The organism is Chitinophagales bacterium (genome assembly GCA_040877935.1).
Classification (GTDB): Bacteria; Bacteroidota; Bacteroidia; order Chitinophagales; family CAIOSU01; genus JBBDNB01.
This window is the reverse complement of record JBBDNB010000057.1, coordinates 157,523-183,967: the sequence shown is the minus strand read 5'-3', so window position 1 is coordinate 183,967 and position 26,445 is coordinate 157,523. Positions and strand designations below refer to the sequence as shown.

Sequence of the window (26,445 nt, the reverse complement as noted above, 5' to 3'; positions counted from 1 at the left end):
ACCCGGGACTACACATTATTTTCATTTCGCTGAACTTCTTGCTGAATAATTTCGGCAGCACGGACAGAAGCACCTGTTCCACCCAGTTTTTTTCTAAGCTCAGCATATTTTTCCTTGAATCTATCTCTGTTCCCCTCTTTAAGCAATTTCTCAAAAGCCAGCTTTAGATTTCCTTCATCGAGCTCCTCCTGTATCAGCTCTTGCAAAACAGGTTCGTCCATCACGATATTTACCAGCGAAATATAGTCCACATTCACCACATAGCTCCCTATCAGGTAATTCAACCAACCGCCTTTATAGGCCACTACTTGTGGTACATCCAGCAAAGCTGTTTCAAGGGTGGCTGTTCCGCTTGTTACAATAGCTGCATAGGCGATATTCAACAAGCTATAGGTTTCATCTATTACTATTTTAACAGTACTGTCTCCAGTAATTTCCCTGTAAAAAGATTCACCGTGCTGCGACAAACCGGCAACCGCAAATTGGTATTGGGGAAATTGATTTGACAGCGATACAAATACCGGCAGCATGCTTTGAATTTCTCCAGTTCTGCTACCTGGCAATAGAGCAATTAGGGGTCTTTCATCAAGCCTATAATCCTTGTGCATGTTTTTGTTAAATGGAAATTGTTCCATCGCATCGAGCAGGGGATGTCCCACAAAATCCACATCCATACCATATTGGGCATAAAAATCTTTTTCAAAAGGCAGAATCACCAACATGCGATCTACCACTTTCTGGATTTTCTTAACCCGCGATGCATGCCAGGCCCATACCTGAGGGGAAATGTAGTAAATTACTTTTATGCCTTGTTCCTTCAGGAAAGAAGCAATGCGCAGGTTAAATCCAGGGTAATCAACCAGAATCACCGTATCGGGCTGGAAATCAAGAATATCCTGTTTGCAGAGCTTTATATTTCGCAAAATGGTTCTGAGGTGTTTCAACACTTCCCAAAACCCTATAAACGCCAGCTCTTTGTAATGTTTGACCAATTGCAATCCTTCTGTCTGCATACGTTCCCCGCCAAAGCCCCTGAACGATGCCTCAGCATCATTCCTTTTAATGGACTTCATCAGGTTGGATGCGTGCAAATCGCCCGAAGCCTCTCCTGCAATGAGATAATATTTCATAAATCATGGCTTTAATTACCTAGAAAATCATCCCAAAAAAAGATCACAAGGACAATGACCAAAACAAATGTGGCTGTAAGCACACCTTGTAGGGCATGATCTTTTCCCGCTTTTTTAAACACATTAAAAGGGATCAGGTTACAGCAAACAGCAAGAATGGCTATAAATTTATCACTGAAGCCACCTCGCACCTGAAATTCGGTCAAAAACCTAGGGTTGATTCCAAATGCACTTTCCACCCATCCGAAATCCAGTTCTACCAAAAAAAGATTCAATTCACGGATCAATACAAAAAGCAATACCGGAAAAAGAAAACCGTAAAGTAGCCCCACTCCTATTTTATCCTGCCTAAGCATCGAGTTTCCATTTATTGTTTAAGTCAGCAATGGCATGATGTGCAGTTAAATCAAACTGCACCGGCACAACAGACACGTAGTTATTGCGCAGTGCCCATTCATCGGTATCTTCTCCACGATCAAAATTGACAAATTCACCCGAGAGCCAATAATATTTTTTATTGCGGGTATCAATACGCTCATCATATTCTTCCTGCCACTTGGCATTGGCCTGACGACAAATTTTGTAGCCTTTAAAGTTTTCAAGGCTCACTCTCGGGACATTTACATTGAGCAATGTCCCGGTGGGCATCCCTTTTTCCAGCAATTCTTTGGAAACAGTAGCAGCCACTTCTTTAGAAAGCGAAAAATCTGCATGGTAATTGTAATCGCAAAGCGAAAATCCTACAGCTGGAATCCCTTCGATAGCCGCTTCCATAGCGGCAGACATTGTACCTGAATAAATTACATTGATGGATGAATTGGATCCATGATTGATGCCCGATACACAGAGGTCGGGATTTTTATGCAGCAATTTATCCTTTGCCAGTTTTACACAATCAACCGGGGTGCCGGAGCAGGAATATGCTTCTATTCCATCAAAAATATCCACCTTTTCCAGTCGAAGCGGGTTTTCGATGGTAATGGCATGTCCCATTCCAGATTGCGGTTTGTCAGGTGCCACAACAAGAATATTGCCCAGCCCCTTTACTGCTTCAACAAGTGCTTTGATGCCCGGTGAAGTAATGCCATCATCATTGGTGACCAATATTGTCGGTTTCATAATTCAAACTTTAAAACAGCAGCAAAACTACGGTAAAAATGGCGACTCCACTTAAAAAGAAAAGAAAAGTATAGGGCAAAATGTCCCGGGCTTCCAATCCTGTAATAGCCAAAAGCGGCAAAGCCCAAAAGGGTTGCAGCATATTTGTCACCTGATCGCCATAGGCCAGTGCCATTACTGTTTTAGAAAAAGGCACCCCCAATTCCCTGGCAGCTTCCATAAGCACAGGCCCCTGTATGATCCATTGCCCGCCACCACTTGGAACAAAAATATTGACTACCCCAGCACTGATAAAAGTAAAAATCGGAAAAGTATATGGCGTAGAAACTGCTATCATATGCTGTGAAAACAGATCGATCAAACCGGAGTGTTGTATCATCCCCATAATCCCAGCATAAATAGGGAATTGCAAAAGTATTCCAGTAGCTCCACTCATAGCCTCTTCGGTAGCTGCTATAAATTTTTGAATGCTGCCATGTAGAAATAGAGCCAGACCAAAGAGCAGAAAATTGATGTAGTTTAAATTGAGAAATGAAAGCGCAGGCCCTTCTGATTTTATGGCAGATAAAACAGCAAGTATCAATATGATTAGGCCAAAGAAATAAGCCGGCCATGAGCTGCTATCCAAACGCTCTGCTCCCAGACCTTTAGAAAGTTTTATTTTCTTGCGCTGTACTTTGGGCAGATAAAATTTATCGACTTTAAATTTCCCAGCCATAAATGCTGCTAAGAGCGGTAAACACACAAGTGTAATTGCCACAACAGACAGGTTCATTTTACTCGTAAGTGTTTCGCTTACTGGAATTGCTCCTGTCAATTCAAAAAGATTGTGGCCACTTTCAGCCAATGCAAGAGGAGCAGAACCACTAAAACCACCATGCCAGATCATTAAACCGGTATAGGAACAAGCTGCTATCAAAGGGTAATTCAGCAATATTTTATTCTTTTTGGCAAATTCACCTACCTGACGGGCTAAAATTGCACCAAAGATCAAACCCAAACCCCAGTTTAAATAAGCCATTGCCATGGCAAAAAATGTAACCAGTATTGCTGCTCGGATATTGGTAGAACAAAAGGGAACGATTACTGCAATAATGCGCTCAAAAAAGGGTGTTTTGGCCAGATTGTGCCCGAGCACCAATATCAGCATCATTTGCATACTGAATTTCAGGAAATCCCAAAAGCCAATTTGCCAGAATTCCAAAACCTCTATTGAATAAGCAGCTGTATTTTTTTCATTGGTAAGAAAATAGGCCAATAAAAAGGTAAGCACTGACAGGAGTAGTGCTATGGTAAATGGGCTGGGCAAAAACCATTTTACTTTTTCAATAATACCTGCTGATTGCATACTTAAGATTTATCATAAAAATATAAAAATGGGATACAGTAAACTGCATCCCATTTTAATCAGATTATTCTCGCAATCAGACTATTTAACGGTCTTGATCACTTTAAATGTCCTGGATTGTTCAGCACTGGAAATCGTAACAAAGTACATTCCTTCAGCCAACTGATTTCCGGTATTCAGTTCAAAAGTATTTTTACCAAACTGAACAACTTTATCCTCTACCCATATCTGTCTTCCACTAATATCCATCATGCTTAGCAAGACTTTGGTTTCTTTATCAGAATTGAAAGTCATTACCAAACGGTCTGTAAATGGATTTGGCATCAACTGAACCTGGTTGAGGAAGTCAATCTCATCAATGCCGGGACAAGGATCAACAAAGATGTCCATTGAAGTACTGTTCACACAACCATTGGTAGCCTGGTAGGTGAAGGTAACTGTAGTTGTGTTTCCTGCACCAACTGCATCCAAATCAAGTGTGGTACCGCTTACTCCATTTCCTGAGAAGTTTCCACCGGGAGGAGAAGCTACCAACTGAACATTTCCTGAACCTGCACAATAACTTGAATCAACCTGTACAAAGCGAACAATAGGCAATTCAAGCACTTCAACATCAACAAATGCTACATCAGTACAGCCATTGCCATCCGTTACGGTAACACTATAAGTTGTATCCATAGATGGTGAAACAGAGGTGTTTTCCGTCATATCGCCATTGCTCCATTGGTAACCTGTAACTGTGCCTCCACTTGCCGTAAGGGTAACTGAAGAACCTTCACAAACATTGGTATCCGCTCCGGCACTCGCAACTGGTAATGGATTTACCATTACCTCAACGGTATCAGAAGCAAAGCAGCCATTGGTATCGGTAACCAATACACCATATTCTGTAGCTACAGAAGGGCTTTCTGTAATAGAAGCCGTCATATCTCCAGTACTCCACATATAATCCGTTCCGCCACTTGCTGTGAGAGTCACACTGTCACCATCACAAATCACTTCATCCTGTCCTGCATCGGCAGGTGGCAATGCATTTACAACAACTTCTACCGTATCAGATGCTGAACAGCTGTTGTTATCTGTTACCTCTACGCTGTATTGGGTATCCATTGTTGGAGAAACTGTAATGCTTGCAGTTTGATCACTTGTACTCCACAAGAAATCGGTACCCCCACTTGCCATAAGCGTAGTCGAGTCACCCAAACAGATGCTTACATCTGATCCTGCATCTGCTGGAGGCAATGGATTTACTAGTACTGTGACGGTATCTGAAGCAGAGCAACCATTTACATTTTCAGTACCCGTTACTACAAAATCCGAAGTAGCAGTAGGATTAACCGTAATGCTTGCTGTTTGCTCAGATGTACTCCACAAATAAGTATCAGCACCACTTGCTGTAAGCGTAGCAGAATCACCCAAACAAATGGTATCGTTCATTCCGGCATCTACAACTGGTAATGGATTTACCACTACCGTAGCAGTGTCAGTATCAGAACATGCATTGGCATCTGTAACCGTTACATAGTAATCTGTAGTAGCCATTGGTGAAACTGTTGTACTGGCTGTCATGTCCGATGTACTCCATGCATAATCCACACCACCACTTGCAGTTAAAGTGCTTGATTCTCCCAAACAAATGGTATCATTTGATCCCGCATCAGCAGGAGGGAGTGGATTGACCGTAACAATTGAAGTATCCGTACCAGTACATCCAACCAATGGATCAGTAACTGTCACGTAGTAAATATCACTTGTTGTCACACTGATAGTTTGTGTGGTATCACCTGTACTCCACATAAAGTCACGACCTGGATTATTGGCATCCAAGACCTGTGTATCCCCTTCACAGATATCATAATCCATCAAACCAATTGGAATGTCCGTTACTAATGTAACCTGGGATGTATCAGTAATGCTACATCCGGCAGGAGTCGTAATCGTTACAGTATATAACGAGTCAGCATCGGTAGCCACAATGGTTTGGGTACTTTCTCCTGTACTCCAACTATAAGTACTTCCGGGGTTGCCAGCATCCAATGTAATCGTTGATCCACTACATACCGAACGGTCAGTCAAAACACTATTGGGAAGCGAATCAACAACTACCGTAACCGTATCCGAATCAACACAGTTATTGGTATCGGTAAATGTCACTATGTAATCAGTAGTAACAGTTGGTGCCACATCTACACTTGCTGTTGAGGCTCCTCCCGGACTCCAGGAATATGTCCCCACAGCAGATGTTGCAACCGCAGTCAGCGTAGTGGTATCCCCTGCACAAATGGTATCGTTCATTCCGGCATCAACCGTAGAGCAAATATAAGACAGATCGATTTCGAAATCATCAAACGCTAATCTAAACTGATTTGCATCACTATAACCGTGGAAACCAATATAATAAGAACCGGTGTTTGGTGGAGTAAAGGAAACTGTTACAGTTTGATAAACACCATTGTATTGTACATTGGCATCATCAAACAACTGTGTTGTCATATCTCCTGATGTTTGACCTGTTCCGTAGTGAACCTTTAATTTTTCAGTGTAAAAAGAGCTGTTATTGGTATATGCAAAACTCAAATCATAAGACTGACCACCAGTAAGGATAAGCTCTGGAGAAAATATCCAGTCGTTCATGGCCTGACTGCCATTCCATCTTATTGCAATTGAGTTTGGTGAAGAATTGGGACTTGGTAAAGTACCTGAATAAGTCTCCCATTCATAAGCGTCACCATTGGTATTTTCTACAATCCAACCACATGGAATATCAGGTGAAGTAACACCGTCAAAGTTCTCAGTATATGGGTAGGAAGAAATCACCGGTGCCACACATAATGTAGTAATTGAAACTGGGCCAGTAACAAAACTTGTGTCTCCAGGGTTTGTGCCACATACCTGTGTTACATAGATGTCGTAATCAGTAGCTGAAGTCAGACCCGAAATAACAGCAAATGTATCTGTAGTGGAAATTAGGTTTCCTTGACCTAAGGTAAACCCTAAAGTATCATATTCAACTATAAATGAAGCTGCACCACTTGCAGATGTCCAACTTACAGTCGCATCCGTAGCATTAACATCTTCAACAGTAAGGTCGGTAACTGCGGCACAACTCGGTGCTTCACGAATCCATACATCATCAATAGCATAATCTGAAAAAGAGCCCCCTTTGATACCATTAAATCGTACGTTAACCGTAGCACCTGCATAGGCACTTAGATTCAATGTGCGTATTAACCAAGGATCTGTGCTACTGCTTTGCTGAGCCCCGGTAATAGCATCAATCTGCACCCAGCCTAGTCCATCATTAATTTCAACCCAGAAACTATCGGTTCCGCTTCCGTATATGTGGTAGGCAAATAACAATTCGGGTGTAGTTAAAGGGCTTAAATCAATTGGAGGAGTGGTTATTGTAGCAATAGCACCAGTGCTGCCATTTGAACCTTCAGCAAATACATATTTTCCACTTCCTGTGGTATTATCAGAAGATGGACCCGTACTGCTACTCCCTGTTGTTCCAGTTCTGGTTCCCCAGAAGTAATCGGAACTGGTAGCTGGATTTCTCGACCAACAAGGATCTATTGCATCACCCGTGTTGCTAAACCCTGTTCCGGAAACCCAACTTGATCCTTCAAAATCTTCCTGATAGGGAGCTAACACAGCTGCACACTGAGTAGTAAATGCAACAGGACCTGAAGCCGTACTTGTATCGCCAGGGTTTGCACTACATGCCTGTGTAACATAAAACTCATAAGCAGTGTTTTCATTAAGTCCACTCAAATTCACAAATGTATCTGTTGGAGTCATGATATTTCCATTACCAGGCGTAAATCCGGCTGTATCGTATTCAACTATAAAAGAAGCTGCTCCGGTTGCAGATGTCCAGTAAATCGTTGCTTCACTTTCTGTGATGCCCTGGCTTGATAAAGCTGTAGGAGCAAAACAAGACGGGATTTCCTCATAAACAAAATTATCAATATAAGTATCACTGAACGCATTCGGTTCTATTTGCATGAATGCAATATGTGCTGTACCTCCTATATAAGTATCAAAATTGACAGTAAATTCTGCCCAGGTTCCATCCAGTAACTCACTATTTAAAATAGTATCATATGGCATGAAGGTGCTTAGGTCATTGGCATCCGTCATTGTTCCGATAAACAGATCACCGGCATGATCATCTCTCTGAGCATAAAAACGAATACGTTTATCCTGAGCTCCTAAATCACTAAATGCGGGGGATACCAATACAACCGTATCACCAACATCATCAGTTGTAATCTCTATAAAGTTGGGCTCAGATATTGGGTCAGAAGGTGCTCCTGAATTATTTGCAGCATCTACTTCTAATGTCGCTGTTCCTGAAGCATCCACCACTATACCTGTCCAACAATCCGGTAAAGGACCGTTATCCGGTATAACCACTCCAGCAATGGAATCAAAATTCTCACTATAAGGAGCTGTAAATGCATTACATGATGTAGTAAAAGTAGCAGGCCCAACCTGTAAACTAGTATCTCCCGGATTCGTACCACAGGCCTGGGTTACATAAAAATCATATTCTGTATTAGACATTAATCCAGTTAAGTTGGAAAAAGTATCTGTAGGTGTGATAAAATTACCATCACCCGGAGTAAAACCTGCTGTATCGTATTCTAAGATATAAGAAACTGCACCAGAGGTTCCAGTCCAAGAAACTGTCGCACTATTTTCAGTAATATCCTGACTAGACAATGCTGTTGGGACATTACATGAAGGTGTTTCTCTTATCCAAAAATCATCTATGGCGTAATCACAGCTCGTGCCGCCTTTTCTGGCTGTAAAGCGAACATTTACAGTAGCTCCTGCAAAGGCACTCAAATCCAACTCACGAATCAACCATGGTTCGGGATTGTCTGCCTGTTGTTCACCTATTATTGTGTCAATGAATACATATCCGTTTCCATCATCAACTGACACTAAGAAAGTATCAATAGTTGCTCCATAAAAGTGATACGCATACAACAATTGAGGTACAGTCAAAGGGCTTAAATCAATCTGAGGACTGGTAAAAGTTGCTATATCTCCTGTAGAACCATTGGATGATTCTGTGAAAACATAATTACCGATACCTGTTGTGTTATCACCATCAGGCCCAGTTGAAAAGCTAGTACCTGTTGTTCCTTCACCAACTCCCCAATAATAGTCTGGGCTTAAAGGTGGATTACTTGTCCAACAAGGGTCTATTTCGCTTCCGGCATTATTAAAGCCTGAACCAGCAACCCATACAGCACCGTCAAAATTCTCAAAGAATGGAGCCAGTTCCACACCACAAGCAGTCCTAAAGCTTTCAGGTCCTACAACAAAACTGGTATCTCCCGGATTTGCACCACATACCTGGGTGACATAAAACTCGTAATCTGTACTGGCACTTAAGCCTGTTAGGTTTACGAATGTATCGGTAGGGGTCAAAACATTGCCATCACCGGGCGTAAAGCCTGCAGTATCATACTCTACAATAAATGAGGCAGCACCTGGAGATGCCGTCCAAAACAATGTGGCTTCCGTTTCTGTAATATCCTGAGCCGCAAGGCTTGATGGCACAATACAGGAAGGAGTCTCCCGAATCCAAATATCATCCAGGGCATAATCTGCATTAAAGCTGGTTCCCCTTATGGCACTAAAGCGAACTTGTACGGTTGAACCCGCAAAAGCACTTAGATCAAGTTCTCTGATCAACCATGGATCGCTGTTATCTGTCTGTTGTGTCCCGGTAATAGTATCGATAAGCGTCCAAACAGTACCATCATAAACTTCAACCCAGAAACTATCGGTATTGGCACCATAGAAATGGTAGGCAAACAACAACTGTGGAACAGTCAATGAACTCAAGTCGATCTGAGGACTTGTAATAGTAGCAATATCTCCTGTTCCACCATTTGAACCTTCGGTAAAGATATAATTGCCACTGCCTGTAGTATTATCACTATCAGGTCCAGTTGAACCACTGCCTGTGGTGCCTGTTCTGGTTCCCCAGAAAAAGTCGGAACTGGTTGCAGGATTACGTGACCAACACGGGTCGATTGCATCACCGGAATTATCAAATCCAGTACCGGGTGTCCAGCTTGACCCATCAAAATTTTCCTGATAAGGAGCCATTACAGCTGCACAAAGTGTAGCAAATGTCTCGGGACCAACTGCTGCTGTTGTATCTCCAGGATTTGTGCCGCATACTTGCGTTACATAAAACTCATACTCCGTAAGAGCATCCAGGCCTGTCAGGTTGACAAATGTATCCGTTGGGGTCAATACGTTTCCATCACCGGGAGTAAATCCTGCGGTGTCATATTCCACTATATAAGAGACAGCACCCGTTCCTGCAGTCCATGTAGCAGTTGCTTCATCTGAACTTATGTTTTGGGTTGACAATGCCGTAGGAACATCACATGCCGCGGTAGTAGTGAAAGTTTCAGGGCCGACCAATGTTGAGTCTCCCACATTTGTTCCACAGACGCCCACTACATAAAAATCATATTCCGTACTGGCATCCAGGCCACTTATGTTCAAAGAAGCGTTGCTGGTCGCGAAAACATTGTTCATGTCCTCAAATGCAGCACCTGTTGTATCGTATGCCACCAAGTAGCTCGTGTCGCTATTTGACGGTGTCCAGGACAAGGTAGCCTCCGATGCGGTAATATTAGAAACGGTCAAATCCGTTACGGGCGGACAGCTTGGGCCTGCCTGTACCGTTACGTTGTCCAGTACGTTGGCCCTTCCATAATTGTTCCTTCCCTCGAAAGCCAACTGGTAGGTAGAAGATGGATTGGGCAAAAGAAGCGTTTCCTGAGTCCAGACTGCTGCCTCAGAAGTATAGTCCGCTATCAAGACCCATGGGTCGGAGGGGCTTACCCTATAAAATACATGGAGCGTGTTTTGATCGCCAAACCATTCCTCCTGGCCATAATAAAACTCCACTTCCGGATTTGTAAGGCCGCTCAGGTCCAATACCGGGCTTACCAGCTTGGTTGCGGGGTTGTTCGTTCCGCTCTGGCTTACAAAACGGGCATTCAAGGCTCCTGCAAACGGAGCACTTATAGCTCCTCCACTTGAACCTATATCATAAGTCCAATCAGCCGTTCCGCTTTCATAGATGTTCGCCCAGCAACTGCGCGTAGTGGATGAGTTCTCGAATGTTTCCGTCCATGGGAATGATGCAACCGCCTCGCATTCGGTTGTAAAACTTACAGGGCCAGCCACTGCACTTGTATCTCCGGGATTTGTTCCACAAACCTGGGTAACATAAAAATCGTACGCTGTATTTGCATCAAGTCCACTCAAATTCACAAATGTATCTGTTGGAGTCATTATATTTCCACTACCAGGAGTAAATCCAGCTGTATCGTATTCAACTATAAAAGAAGCTGCTCCAGATGCTGATGTCCAGTATACACTTGCTTCACTTTCTGTGATACCCTGGCTTGATAAAGCTGTAGGAGCAAAACAAGATGGAATTTTTTCGTAAACAAAATTATCAATGTATGTATCACTAAAGGGATTCGGTTCTATTTGCATGAAAGCAATATGTGCTGTACCTCCGGCATAAGTATCAAAATTGACAGTAAACTCCGCCCAGGTTCCGTCCAACAACTCACTATTTAAAATAGTATCATATGGCATAAAGGTACTTAGGTCGTTGGCATCCGTCATTGTTCCGATAAACAGATCACCTAAATGATCATCTCTCTGAGCATAAAAACGAATACGTTTATCCTGAGCCCCTAAATCACTAAATGCAGGGGATACCAATACAACCGTATCACCAGCATCATCAGTTGTTAATTCTATTATGTTAGGGGATGAAATTGCAGGACTTGGCGATCCACCATTGTCACCTGCTATATCAACTTCTAATGTTGCTGTTCCTGAAGCATCTACAACAATTCCAGTCCAACAATCCGGTAAAGGGCCATTATCAGGAATAACCGTTCCGCCAGTTGTGTCGAAGTTTTCAGAATAAGGAGCCATTAAAGCAGCACATTGTGTAGTAAATGCCTCTGGTCCCGCAGCAGTTGTTGTGTCTCCGGGATTTGTGCCGCAAACCTGGCTTACATAAAATTCATAATCGGTATTGGCATCCAATCCGCTGAGCACAGCAAAGGTATCATTTACAGCCACCAGGGTACCTTCTCCTGTATTAAAACCAACTGTATCGAATTCTACTATATAAGAAACGGCTCCTATTCCAGCAGTCCATATTGCAGTTGCTTCATCAACGCTTATATTTTGGGCAGATAATGCAGTAGGTGCTACACATGTTGGTGCTTCCCTTAATTCAAAATCATCAATATACCACTCATCTGAAAAATCCCCTTCATACAAAAAGCCTACATGTATGGTTTGGCCAGCATAGGCTGAAACATCCAGGACTACTTCTGTCCATGTATCTTCAACTCCAGCTTGGTTGTAAATAGGTGCACTCCATGTAGAGCCTCCGTCTGTTGAAATGGCTACTTCATGATTGTCATAAAAAGAAGAGAAGTTATCGTACTCCCAAAACACCAATTGGGGATTGACGGCTCCGGTTAAATCTATTGCAGGAGAAATTAACCTATCAGACTGAGCCCCTGAGTCATCATTGTGATAATAGCTCTGAGACCCGCTATTGGCCTGATTGCTTGTAATTTGCCATCCGGCACCAACAACGTCTTGAGACCAGCAACTTAAGCTGGAACTTCCACTCTCAAAATCCTCTAAAAAAGGAAATCCAAAAACATTACACAATGTAGTAAAACTTTGCGCACCAACTGCAACACTTGTATCTCCGGGATTTGTTCCACAAACTTGAGTTACATAAAAGTCATAATCTGTATTTGCATTTAACCCTGTTAAATTTGCAAAGGTATCGGTAGGAGTTTCAAATGCTCCAGTCCCGGGCGTAAATCCTGTTTGTCCATATTCAACTATGTATGAATCTGCATTCAAACCACCGCCTGATGTCCAAAATAAAGTCGCTTCATCAGAAGTAACATCTTGTGATGACAATGTAGTGGGTTCATCACATTCAGAAAGAGTTGTAAACTGGAATGGTCCGGCAACAGCACTTGTATCTCCGGGAGCAGAACTACATACTTCAACAATATAAACGTCAAAAGTAGTGCCCGAGGGCAACATTCCAGCACCAGGAGGCAATGATGCAAATGTATCAGTGTATGCCTGGTAATTACCAGCTGGTGGATCATTTTCAAGAACAATTTCAAGTAAATACCCTGCACTGCCACTGTTGGCAGGATCCCAATAGGCAGTAGCACTAGTGGTTGTAATATTATCAAAATATACCGTATCGGGTGCTTCACATACAGTTTGATAAGGATTGGCACATCCTGTATTGTCTGAGCTGTTTGCAGCTCCGGGCGTAATACACCTTAAACTAAAATCCGCATCATTGTCATCGGTATCTGCTCCATCGGGAAAACGGGAAACCCCAAGGTAATCATCGGTATTGTTGTCAGCGCCTGAAAAAGCCGTTCCTTCTACATAAGGTGCCCCAGCATCGCCATCATAACTCACAGCATCGCTGTATGTATTGCTGACTAAGAGCATTCCGCCCATTGGGCTGTGAAATTCACATTGGTAATACAGCGTATCAGGAGCATCAAAAGGAATGGTAAATGTTATTAAACCATCATCTATTCCATTATTTGTAACACCATCGTTATACTGATCACCAGTACCGGTAGTAGGTGCAGTTTTCACCCAAAATGGATGTCCCGGTGCTGTTAAATCGACAACATAAGTTTCTCCTCTTCTAACTGGGACATCTGGATTAGAGGCAAAACCTCCAAAAACATAGGCAGTATTAAAACCGTCATCAGTAACTGCCACTACTGTAGTATCCCCAGCTACATGAAAAAGGGCCGCTGCATCAGCTGGCCCATTTTGTATTAAGTCCGTCCCTGGAGTAGCTTCAAAGTTACATGTGGTAACATTGCTCGCATTTCCACAAATAACAAAGTACTCTCCGGGAGCAAGCAGGGAATCCGGCAGTTCTATTAGGTTATAGACCGATTCCGTACCACTGTTATAGAGCTCAAGGTAAAAAGTGTCAAGACTGACAGTTGAGCCTCCGGTGTTTAACAGTTCGATAAATTCAAATTCATCTGTTCCGGGTTGGTCATAGTCAATCTCATTGATCACAACCTGTGCATTGACAGGTAAAATAGAAATTAGGAAAATGCTGCATACAGCAAATACAATCCTTTGAATCCAGTAAGTATTCATAGCTCTGTTGTTTTTGTTATTAAGTTTGGACATGTCTGAAATTGAATTCAGACTCAAACAAAGATATAATATTTACCCACTTATGGAAAAATTTAGCAAAAAGAATTTTTATGTCCCCTTGCACAAGTAAACTGTTGAGGAAAGTATATTCTAAGGAAAAATTAAGTTGATAGAAAGGGATGTTTTATAAATTTTTATCCCATAAGTTAGTAGCCGTATACTATACTGCATACTCATTTATAAAATCAATCGCCTTGCCTGAGGAGTTTTTTAACAATGTGCTGTTCGGCAGTATAAATGCCAAGAAAATAAACACCATCACTAAGTGCTTCGTTGATTTGCAGTGTAATTTCACCCGATGAATCCAATATTTGCCGATCCAGGATCACTTTGCCGCTGATATCAGTCAATTGAAGTCTTTGTACTTTTGCTGCTCCAAATTCTATATTTATAAATGAACTGAATGGATTGGGATAAACACTTAGGTTTACGTCTATAACATTGGCTTCAATTGAAGTGCAGTTATCAAACTCGAAAATTCTTTGGGTTTTGTTCAGGCATGCATTTTCATCCTGGTATGTATATGTAATTTCATATTTTCCTGGAGCAAATTCTTTAGGATACAACACGCCATTATATTGACCGGCACCTGTAAAGTATCCACCTTCAGGACTTGCTACCAGTTGGATTTCCCCCTGGCAATAAAATGAATCTTCATTTAAAATTGCTACTTCTGGCAAGGCATGTATATAATATCTTGCATTTGCTTCAGATCGGCAATTGTTGGAATCAGTATAAGTATATTTTAAAGTGTAGCTTGAATCCGCTACCAAAGTTTGAGGTCTAAAAACATCATTATTCACCCCGCTGCCGCTAAATATACCACCGGCAGGTTCAGCCCGGAGTTCTACAAAAGAAACATCAGCACAGAAACTATCCGTAGCATTCACAAAATTGACTTCCGGGTTTTCAGATTGTTGTACTGTTTTTGAAATACTATTGGCACAGCTACTGCTGCTATCGTAATAATGATAACTAAGCGTACTTTGCTTAAGCACTGAATCAAATACTAAAGTTGAAGTTGAGGAATCCACACCCAATCCGCTGAAATAACCACCTTCCGGACTTGCTGAAAGCAACACAGTATCCATACCTTCACAATAGACATCTTTTACTCCTGTGAAATTCAGTACAGGCAATGCTTTTACAGTAATTTCATGAAAGGTGAAATTGGAGCAATTATTAGAATCGGTATAGGAATATACCAAGGCATAAGGCCCTCCAACCCCAGCTTGGGAAGGAACAAACAGCGAATCACCGGACAGTCCTTTACCCTGCAATGTGCCTCCCGTATGGCTCAGCCCAATTTCCAAAGCAGGTGCATCCACGCAAACTTCCTCAGGCAAAGTATCAATTGCGGGTTGAGGCAATGGATAGACTGTAACATACTGTGAATCTGCCGCTACACATTGGTTGCTGTCAGAAAAGCTGTATTGTATCAGATGCCTACCTGCCCCTGCATAGAAAGGAATGAAAATATCATTGCTTACGCCCGGGCCTTTGAATTGGCCACCAAAGGGAGCTCCGCTCAAACTAACAGGCGTAAGATTTTCACAAAAACCGGTATCCGATATACTCAGTTCAGGTTCCGGCAAAGGATACACAATGGTTTGTTTTTCACTGCTATTGCTGCAACCGAAAGTATCGGTAATTTCATACCTCAATGTCAATGTGCTGTCCAAAGGAACTGCATTGGGATCAAATGTAAATCCAGAGATTCCCACTCCGCTTAAATTTCCATTAGAAGGTTGAATGTCCAATACCGCAATGGTATCTCCAATACAATATTTTGATTTCAAACCATTGAAAGTAATCGCAGGCAATGCCGAAACTTCAAGCAATGCAGTATCAGATCCCAGGCAATTATTGCTGTCGATTTCAAAAAAGACCAAATTGTGTGACTGTGCCGGGCTCAAACTGATATCAAGCGTTGAATCACCGGTGTTCCAAAAAACCAGATTGCCAACTCCTGCACTTCCGCTGATATTTATGGTATCACCGGAACAAACAAAAGTATCCACACCCGCATTGGGCTGTGGCAATTGCAATGCTTTTACAAATACTGAATCTCTTGTAACACAGGTATTGGAATCTGTGAGTTCTGCCCAGAAATAATTGCTTTGGGATAAAATCACCTCTGTAGAAGTAGTCGTATCGCTGTTAAACCATTTTAAATCTCCATTGCCTGCTGCCAATAAAGATATTTCTGAATTCTGGCAGGCAGAATCGGGGGCAAACAATTCCAGGTCAGGATTTTCATAAACACCAATATTAACCGTATCAAAACCCTGGCAGGAATTGGTGTCGATGTATTGAATTGTAAGCATGGTATCAGTAGCTGCGCTAAATGAAAAGACCGAATTGGTATCCATGCCATTCCAGATTGAAGTGCCCACAGGACTGTATGCAAAGCCCAGTGCAGTGCCTTCACAAACAGCAGTATCACTCCCAATAAAGACAGCAGGGTTGCTGAATAAATTGACCTCAACAGTATCAAAACCTTCACAACCAAAAGTATCCTGCACATAAACGGTAAATATTCCTGCTGAATCTGTTGTCATGGTCATCCCAGTGTCTCCCGTTGACCATTGATGTTGCGCATCAGGATATCCGGCATCCAATACAGCAATCTGTCCACTGCATATATCCTGGTCGGGAATTGCAATTACCAAAACCGAACTGTCACTGACCTCGGCAGTATCCGTATAGCTGCACAAATTGGAATCCGTGACGGAAAGCGTATAAACCCCAACCGTATTCACGAAAATATGCTGTGAAGTATCGCCTGTATTCCAGTTGTATTGGGAATCACCGGAAGGCCCAGGCAATGTGGTTCCTCCACCGGTGCAAAATGTCTGGTCATTTAATTCAAACACCGGCAGCTCATAAACTTCAACATATACGGAATCAACAGTAGTACAACCTTTTACATCATTTGCCGAAACAGTATAATAATTTGAATTTAACGGATTGATGCTTATTTGCGCTCCTGAATTTCCATTTGACCACAGGTAATTTACAGCTCCTGAAGCTTCAAGCACCACAGTACTTCCAATACATACAGCCGTATCGTTTGAAACACTGATTACGGGAGGTGCTATACTTTGTATTTCAACTGAATCCTGACTCACACATCCAAAAGTGTTTGTTCCTGTTACAGAAAAAACTGTATCCGAATTGATTTGTACAGAAATTGAACTGCCACTTGCTCCATTGCTCCAGGAATAAGTTGCCGCACCTGAAACATTCAATTCGACAAAACTTCCCTCACAAACAGCTGTATCAGGAGTCAATACAAGTTGAGGCTGGCTTTCTACTTCAACCAATACCGTATCAAAGTCAGTGCAGCCAAAATTGTTGATGGCCTCAAGCACATAATCTTGATCAGTTGTGGGAGCTACTTTGATCTGGGCGGAAGTATCACCTGTACTCCAAAGGTAGGCATCACCACCACTTGCAGTTAATTGCACGGAATCCCCAAAACATATTTGCTGATCGGAACCCGCATTTGCCACAGGAACTGGTTTTACAAATACCTCAACAGAATCCACTGCCGTGCATCCAAAACTATCACTTACACTCACCCTGTAAATGGAGGTATTCACAGGGCTCACAAAAATGGTGTCATTTGAAAATCCATTGCTCCATTGATAAAAAGCGCCACCGGAAGCTACAAGCATTGTGGTATCTCCCAAACAGATGCTGTCACTTTGCCCTGCATCAGCTACCGGTAATGGATTTACGAAAACATTAACAGTATCAAATACATCACAGAAATTTGTATCACTTGCCTGTACAATCAACATGGAATCCTGTAAAGCTATAATGGTATTCTGGGCCTGGGCTACTCCATTACTCCATATGTAATTCACTGCACCACTCGCATTCAATGTCAAAGTATCACCAAAACAGGCTTCAACATCAGCTCCTGCTGAAACAACAGGCAATGGGTTAACCTGTACATTCACCGATGCCGTATCCTTGCAGCCATTGCTGTCGGTAACAATTACACTGTAAACAGTATTGGATAAAGGAGCAACATAATTGCTGTCGCTGCTTATTCCATTGCTCCATTCATAATCCACAGCCCCGCTGGCAATCAATAAAGCAGTGTCACCTTCGCAGATTTCTTTATCTGCCCCTGCATCAGCTAAAGGGCGCGGAAAGAAAAACACATCAGCAGTATCAAAACCCATACAACCGAAAGGATCGGTAACTTCTACGGTGAAGGTTCCGCTTTGATCTACCTCTATAGTTTGCGTTGTATCACCTGTGTTCCACAAATATGAGGCTCCGGGATTTCCTGCATCCAAAATATGAACCTGGCCATCGCACAGTGAATCGCTGATCAGCTCAACTACCAGAGCAGTATCAACACTCGTTTGTACAGTATCAAAAGCCTGGCATCCAAAACTACTTTCCGCTATTACTGTGTATTCCCCCGCACTGTGTACTTTAATGGTATCGGTAGTTGAACCGGTTGACCACAAATAGCTGGCTCCCGAGCCAATATTTGCATCCAAAATGGTATATCCACCCAAACAAAAGCTGGCGTCAGGGATATTCAAATTGGGCAAGGGATTTACCACCACTTCTACACTATCAGTCAAGGTACATCCAAGATCATTGGTAATGGTAACCCGGTACACCGTATTTGAAACGGGGGTAACAAAAATTTCAGCGTCAAAACTTCCATTGCTCCAGCTGTAATTCACACCTCCAAAGACTTCCAAAACTGCAGTATCTCCCTCACAAATCGTGTCTGCTTTTAGTATGCCTGCACTGGTAAAATCATCCACAAAAATACTTGCTGTATCAAAAGCCCGGCAATTGTAAACATCTGTAACGGTCAATACATAATCTGTGGTCACCAGTGGGCTGTCAAGCATCAAGGATCCGGTATTGCCATTGCTCCAGCTCAGATTCCCGCTTCCACTTCCAATAAGCTGTCCTGTTTCTCCAAGGCAAATCGTATCATTATTGCCTGCATCGGCAATGGGTTGCGGACGAACCACTATATAAGCGCTATCGCTTGCAGTACAGGAATTGCTGTCGGTCACCTCAACTGTAAATAAAGTTGTAACTGCTACTGTTTCCGTCAATTGAGCAGTAGAAGTGCCTTCATTCCACAAATACTGATCTCCACCTGATGCATTTAAAGTACCGCTTTCTCCCAGGCAAACTGAATCATTTACACCTGCGCTGGCATTGGGCAAAGACATTGCTTCAATATTTACCGTATCTGTGCCCTGGCATGAATTTGAATCGATAGCGGTAAGAATTAAGGTACTGTCGGTATATATTGTCAAGCGAATACTGTCACCAAACAAGCCATTGTTCCAATTGTAAGTATCAGCACCCGAAGCAAATATGTCGAGTTGAGAACCAAAACACACAGCCGTATCTTCAGAAACTGTCAATTCAGGCAAATCAAATACTTCAATGTATTGTGTAAAAATTTCCGTGTTGCTACAACCATTAATATCCTCGACTTGCAGGGTAATATCATAAATACCGGGCTGTGTAAAAGTAACAGTGGGTGATTTAAGGTCTGAAGTATCTCCATTACCAAAATCCCAAAACTGATTAGCTGTTCCATTTGTGAGATTTTCAAAATCCACAGTTAAAGGAGCACAGCCACTTTGTACAGAAGCAGAAATTTGAATATCCGGCTCTACCACTGTGATCATATCACTGCGCACAAGCGTATCGCGACATCCATTTTGAATTTCTGTCACAAGAGTGATATCATAGCTGCCAGAATCAACATAAGTATGCAATGGATTTCGCACAGTTGCGGTGCTTCCATTCCCGAAATCCCAATTCCAGGCAACAGGATTTCGTGAATTATCAGCAAATTGAACCAATAATGGTGTACAACCATTCAGCGGAAATGCTGCAAAATTTGTTTGAGCAGTATCAATATTAATGTTTGATGTAAAAGTGTCCTGGCATAAAGTAATTGTATCCTGAACAATTAAAGTGACAGTGTACATGCCAATGTTCTGATAGGTGTGTTGGGGGTTTTGCTGTGATGAAGTATTGCCATCTCCAAAATCCCAGCTCCAGTTACTTGGAGAAAAGGACTCATCGCTAAATTGCACCTGATGAGGTACTGAACACCCAACCGGTTCATCAGCAGAAAAAACGGCAATAGGTTCAATAACTTCTATGTCCTGCATTTTTGAAATGGTATCGCAACAGCCATCATTGCAGGCAATAAGCGTAACGGTATAATCACCAGTATCGGCAAAACTGTAAACCGGGTTTTGTTGGGTAATCAAAGCCCCTCCATCGCCAAAATCCCAAAACCACTGGTTGGCATCAATGGATTGATCGGTAAACTGTACCGGCTCACCAATACAAACCCTGCTTGGTGCTGCTGTAAAATCAGCATCGGGTTTGATTGAACCGGATCGAAGAGTGTCTGTAAAAGAATCTGAACATGCATTTTCATCTTCAATGGTCAATGTAACAAGATAAACACCAGTACTGGCATAAAGGTGGGTTGGGTTTTGTGTATTGCCGGTTTGTCCATCGCCAAAATCCCAAAACCAGGAAACGATACTGTCGGCAGAATAACTCAAATCTTCAAAATTAGTGGTAAAAGGCCCGCAGGCATTTGAAGGGCTGGCATTGAAATCAGCCCTGGGCGGATCGATCACAATATAATCCTCATAAGTAGTGTCGCGTACACAACCCAGGGTGTTTGTAACTTGTAATTTTACAGAATAATCTCCTGCCGAATCGTAATAATGCTGCGGGTTTTGCTGATGCGAAGTATCCCCATCGCCAAATTCCCAGAACCAAGCTGCTGCATTCTGCGACTGGTCTGTAAACTGCACGCTAAGGTCATTGGTACATGAAGTAGTCGTATCGGCTGTAAATTGTACAATTGGAGCCGATGCTTCAGAACCGATTTCTATATAGCCATTTATTGTTTTTGTATCGGTATTTACCCCATCGGTAACCGTCAGCGAAACCTGGTAAGTGCCGGGATTGGGGTAAATGGCCACTGGGTTTCGGTCGGTAGAGATTGAACCATTGCCAAACACCCAAAACCAGTTGGTTATGGGGCCGGTAGATAAATCTTCAAATTGTATAACCGTAGAGCCACACCCTACAGTAGCTTCACTGGTGAAATCAGCGGAAATTACTTCAATATTGATCTGCGCATAAGCAGTATCTGCACAGCCCGAACTACTGTCAATGGCAACAAGGCTCACCGTAAAATCACCATATGAATTATAGGTATGTGACGGGTTTTCGTCAGTAGATGTATTTCCATCACCAAAATCCCAAAACCACTTATTGGCATTGGTGGAATTATTGGTAAAATTCACATTAAAGGGCACCTTACTACTATTGTAATCAGATGCAGTAAATGCAGCATTGGGCATATCAAAAACCTTAATTTGCAAAGTATCGGATGCAGAACATTGATTGGTATCGGTTATGGTGCCAATCAGCATTTGATCAGCTGAAAACGATCTTGTAATCTGCCGGCTTGATTCACCGGTATTCCATTGATAGGAATTTGCAGTATTCAGTTCATAAGTAAAATTCTGACCTGAGCATACCGTATCCTGACCAATAATTTTTGCACTGCACCCGTCCTTAATATCCAAGTATTCAATAGCGCCAGTCAGGAAATCAACACCGGGCAACTGGTCGTTGTTGCCATGAATGACATAATCCAGACCTACAATATTCTGACCGGGAAATGACAGGTCTATAGGACTTCCTGCTACTGGATTTTGTCGCAAAGAATCTTTGAAAACAGAAAGTCTTGCCGCACCCATGTTCACACGTTCCAATACAATATGGTAAATTGAATCTTGCTCAATTTCCAGCGCTGGTCCTCCCAGGGAAGTATAAAAATTGGAGTTGTCCTGCGCCACCAATATCAACTGTGTGGGATTGCTGGCATCTGAAAAAATATAAGCCCCTATTCCGGGGCTTGAAGATGGGTTAGTATTACTGTTGGAAAGAAAAAGCAAAGCATGCCCCATTAAATTTCCGGTGTCCAGTCGAAAAGAAAACTGGGCCTGCCAGTTGTCGTCATTCAAGGGGCAAACGGTCTGTCTGTAAAAATGCTCAGTCTGGGGACTTCCAGGCGTTTGGTTAAAATTTAAAGAACCTCCGGAAATGCCTATTGTGGTGCCAACACTTTGCCAGCCAAATGGAGTAGTGTATTCTGAGCTGAAATTGCATTGTGCCTTGACTTCAAGACTTTGCACTATTAAACATAAAAACAACAGCAAAAATAGTGCTTTGACTGTAGAAGACTTTTTCATGACAATGATTTATAAAATGCAACCCTGCTTTTATGGTAGTTGTTACTTTGCATTAGTACCTTACTATACGCTTTACAGATGATGTAGTTTCATTTTCAACCCTCAATAAATAAACACCCTGCATTAAACTGCTGATATCTAATTTGAAGCCTCCCGGATTATTAAGGCGTTCAATACCCTCTAATAAAACCTGTTTGCCTTGCAAATCCATCAAAGTCCATTTGAGGAATTGCTCTGCTACCTGATCGAAATATACATTCACAATACCTGAACTTGGATTAGGGTAAACATTCCAACTCAACTCCTTTTTTGGATCAGACATTCCGGTACAATTATCTACGCTTACATTGATACTTTGGGCATTCACACAATTGTTTATATCCGTCACTACATAGCGAATATTATAGCTTCCCACTCCGGCCTGCGATGGAACAAAATTATTCCCCGAAGTTCCCGGCCCTGAAAGCAATCCTCCAGCAGGGCTTAGACTTAAAGCTACTGTATCATCCGTATTGCAGTATTGCGCTTCCAATCCAAGAACCTGAAGCTCTGGCAACGCCAAAACTTCTATACTATCGTACATTGTTCTGCTGCAGGCATTGCTATCGGTATAAGTGTAGGAAATTAGATTAGCTCCAATTGACCCATTGGAAGGAATAAACGTATTCTCAGAACTGACTCCGCCACCGCTAAACACCCCTCCTGCCGGATTTACGGATAAACCAATATTAATGGGATAAGCACAAGTCTGATTCTCTTGAATATTAAAAGAAACCTGCGGTCTGGCGAATACACGGATTGAAGAAAACGCAGTATCGCTGCATGCGTTGTTACCTATCACAACATATTGAATTGAGTTTACGCCCAGTGCTGATGAATCCGGTTCAAGTGTATTGCCCGCAACACCATTGATGTAAAACTGCCCACCAGCTGGTTGACCATTGAACACAACAGGGTTGTCCCCTTCGCATTTGTTTACAGGGTGTCCATTAATAGAAGCATTTGGTTTTGGCAAAACGCTGAGCATCTGATCTACCTTACGACTACAGGAAAAGGAATCTGTATAAGTGTAAGAAATGACATTGGTATTGCCCACATTTACCAAAGCAGGATTAAAAATGGAATCCTGAACTCCTGAACCATTAAAAACACCGCCTTGTGGAGATGCGGACAAAGCAATACTTCCACTATTGGAACATACTGATGCAGGAAGCGGATCAAACTGAACCTGTGGCCTGGCCTTCACTTCCACCTGAACAGTCTTTACCGCTCCACATCCATTGCCACTTTGAATTCCGTAGGATAAGTTGTGAATACCCACACCCGCAAAATAGGGCAAAAAGGCAGAATCTACTACGCCTGTTCCTGAAAAAACACCACCTGCCGGTGTTCCCTGAAGCATTACTGCTCCGTTATTCACACAATAAATACTGTCTAATCCTATAAAATCTGGGTTTGAAAAGCCCTGAAGCACAAGCACCTCCTGGCTGCTGCTTACCTGGCAACCAGCCTGGGTTTGATAAGTGTAAGTGATTGTATGCGGGCCACCAACTCCGGCATTTGCAGGATCAAATAAATTCCCGATTACGCCTGGCCCTGAAAATACTCCACCTGATGGAGTTCCTGTTAAGGTTACAATTGCATCGGTTGAGCAATAAGTAGAATCCAAATTGGTAAAACTTACACTTGGTCTTGGTACTGTAGTTACTTCAACAGTATCTGATGTGTTACAACCCTCTGCATCCGTTCCGCTTACAATGTACATTTCAGTAGTTGAAACAGCCGGGCTTACTTTTAAAGCGGGGCTTGTATCTCCTGTACTCCACTGAATATTGGATATCAAAACCGAAGCATCAAGCAGTGCTGAATCGCCTTCACAAATTGAGGTATCATTTCCCAGTTCAACACCATGAACTGCTACGGGTAAGAATGAAACAAAGGTGCAGGCCGCGGTATCGAATTCATATCTGATCGATCCGGTTCCAACACCGGCAAGTTCAGGTATAAAATCGCTGCCCTGCACACCAAAACCACTGAAGGTTCCTCCGGCAGGCGTTCCACTCAGTGCATATGGTGTATTGTCGCCTTTACAGAAAACTGCTCCAAGCGGATCAATACCGACCTGGATATTCCCTATTACCGTCACTTGTTCTGTTGCAGTATCGCTACATGTTCCAACTGTATAAACATATTCAACATCGTGAACACCTGCACCCAAAGTTGAAGGAGAAAATGAAGTCTCAGACTGGCCATTGATATAAAACACACCGCCAACAGGACTTCCCTGTAAAACAAAATCATTGTTGTATATGCAATATTCTGTTTGTAAATTATCAAAACTTGCAGTTGGATCGGGGACTACTTCTACACTTATTGTATCCGAATTGCTGCAATTTGTTTGAGGGTCGGTATATTGATATATTATCTGATGGTTTCCAATGCCTGCGGCAGAAGGGGTGAAATCCGTACCGCTGATTCCCGGGCCGCTTAGATTTCCACCACTCGGATTTAAGGTAAGTGAAACAGGAACATTATCTGAAATACAATAAAGCGTATCCAATCCACCGACCTGCACCTGCGGAAGCGGATTGATGCTGACAGAAACCGTGTCCATATCTGTACAGGAAGTATTGGGATCAACAACTTCCACAATATAATCAGTATTGAGAATTGGCGTGGCAAAAGGATCTGAAACATTCAGGCTGGAAAGCGAAGCATTCGGCTGCCAGGTATAATCAAGTCCCTGTACCGGAGCACTGCCAAGCTGAACTGTTTCTCCCTGGCAAATACTTATATCCTGCCCTGCATCTGCAATCGGTGCTGAAAGGTGCATAATCACTACAGTGTCGGATGCAGCACATACACCACCACTGCTAACGGTAACACTGTAAGTTCCCGCCTGTCCGATTTTAATACTTTGATCGGTACTTCCTGTACTCCAGTCATAATCAAAGCCGGGATTTCCAGCATCCAATACAACAGAATCCCCCGGACAAATCGAGGCATCATTTAAGTTTAGTATTGGTGCATTGATCACAGCAACCTGTACTTCGTCCGAATTGGTACAACCCAATGAGTCTGTAACTTCAACTGAATAAACAGTAGAATCCGATGGTGCGGCTATTGGGTTGGGAACATTTGCATTGCTCAGACCAGTACTTGGAGACCATTGATAAGCCACCCCTCCTGAGGCCTGTAATTGCACTGTGCCCCCTGAACACATTACTAGATCAGGGCCGACATCCGCATTGGGCCCGGGGTTTACATTGATAAAGTTGATCTTATTTTCCCTGTCTGTATCTCCATTGGAATCAGTAATAGTCAGCCCCACAGATTTTAATCCTGCTGAACTATACACAACAGAAGGATTGGGATCCGTGCTCGTTTGCGGTGTAGCTCCGGCACCAAAATCCCATGAATAACCCACAGGATTGCCTGTGGATTGCTGTGTAAAATTAATGGTCTCTCCGAGGCAGGGAATTGTATCATCCACTGTAAAATCAGCAGATAGAGAAGGTGCTACAATTGTTGAATCGGGATCAAAAGTGAAAGTTTTGTAATAAACACGTTCGCCAAGCCCTCCATTGGAAACTGCAGCAATATAAAAAGTGGCTGTTCCCTGTAAATAGTTTGATGGAGCTACCCAATTGAAAATATAGGCTCCAGTACCCGAGTGGTTAAAGTGTCCTACATAATCTCTCCCCCCCTGACTGGAAAGCGCAACAGTAGATTGATTTTGAGTACCCAAAGTTCCAATGGCATTGCCAGAAGCATCCAAAGCGGTCACCTGCCAGCCGTAATTGTTTTGGGCGGAAGATCCGTTAAAATTTATTTGGAAAATGTAATTGTCATTTTTTGTGTACGCAGTATGGGAGCCTGAAAAAAATCCAAAATTTATATCCGTAGCATTGCCCCCTGTAAATTCAGTAGCACCGACATGGCATCCCGAGGTTTTGCATCCCCCGTTATCTCCCGGAGCATTGGTATAACCAGCCGGAGCCTGAACAGCGTTATTAAATACATAATTGTTAAAAAGGAATAGATTGCAAGCTGTAAAAAGCAGGAGTAAAATGACTTTTTTCGACATAATTTTCGGGTTCTAATTTCGAACTAAAATAAAAATTTAGGCACAGCAATTTATTCGTGTTTTAAACAATATTTATGGATTGTATGCTAAAATGTACTATCCGAGATAGAAAGCATGGTTTTTTGGAATTGGGGGCTCACATACCTAAAGGAA

Annotated in this window: 7 protein-coding genes; all 7 read right to left on the bottom strand. The window is 42.5% G+C overall.

The window, feature by feature from the left end:
* Positions 1-8 precede the first annotated feature (8 nt).
* The 7 genes from lpxB to WD048_16165 all read right to left on the bottom strand — a co-directional run bounded on the left by lpxB (position 9) and on the right by WD048_16165 (position 26,292).
* Positions 9-1,130, bottom strand: coding sequence for a lipid-A-disaccharide synthase (gene lpxB / locus WD048_16195; protein ID MEX0813760.1), 1,122 nt, complete (start codon positions 1,128-1,130; stop codon positions 9-11).
* A gap of 11 nt (positions 1,131-1,141) precedes the next feature.
* A complete protein-coding gene (locus tag WD048_16190; GenBank protein MEX0813759.1) occupies positions 1,142-1,486 on the bottom strand; it encodes a hypothetical protein in 345 nt (114 codons plus the stop codon).
* Positions 1,479-2,249 carry a 5'/3'-nucleotidase SurE gene (gene surE / locus WD048_16185; GenBank protein MEX0813758.1) on the bottom strand — a complete coding sequence of 257 codons (771 nt, stop codon included), beginning with the start codon at positions 2,247-2,249 and terminating at the stop codon, positions 1,479-1,481. The genes WD048_16190 and surE overlap by 8 nt, the downstream gene beginning before the upstream one ends.
* Positions 2,250-2,259: 10 nt before the next feature.
* On the bottom strand, positions 2,260-3,597 hold the full coding sequence (locus tag WD048_16180; GenBank protein MEX0813757.1) for a TIGR00366 family protein: 1,338 nt from the start codon (positions 3,595-3,597) through the stop codon (positions 2,260-2,262).
* 81 nt (positions 3,598-3,678) lie between these two features.
* Positions 3,679-13,848 (bottom strand): fibronectin type III domain-containing protein, encoded by a 10,170-nt coding sequence (locus tag WD048_16175; GenBank protein MEX0813756.1) that lies wholly within the window; start codon positions 13,846-13,848, stop codon positions 3,679-3,681.
* A 245-nt stretch (positions 13,849-14,093) separates the two neighbouring features.
* Positions 14,094-22,205: a PKD domain-containing protein gene (locus WD048_16170; GenBank protein ID MEX0813755.1), complete on the bottom strand. Its 8,112-nt coding sequence runs from the start codon at positions 22,203-22,205 to the stop codon at positions 14,094-14,096.
* A 52-nt stretch (positions 22,206-22,257) separates the two neighbouring features.
* Positions 22,258-26,292 (bottom strand): PKD domain-containing protein, encoded by a 4,035-nt coding sequence (locus WD048_16165; GenBank protein ID MEX0813754.1) that lies wholly within the window; start codon positions 26,290-26,292, stop codon positions 22,258-22,260.
* Between the last annotated feature and the right edge of the window lie 153 nt (positions 26,293-26,445).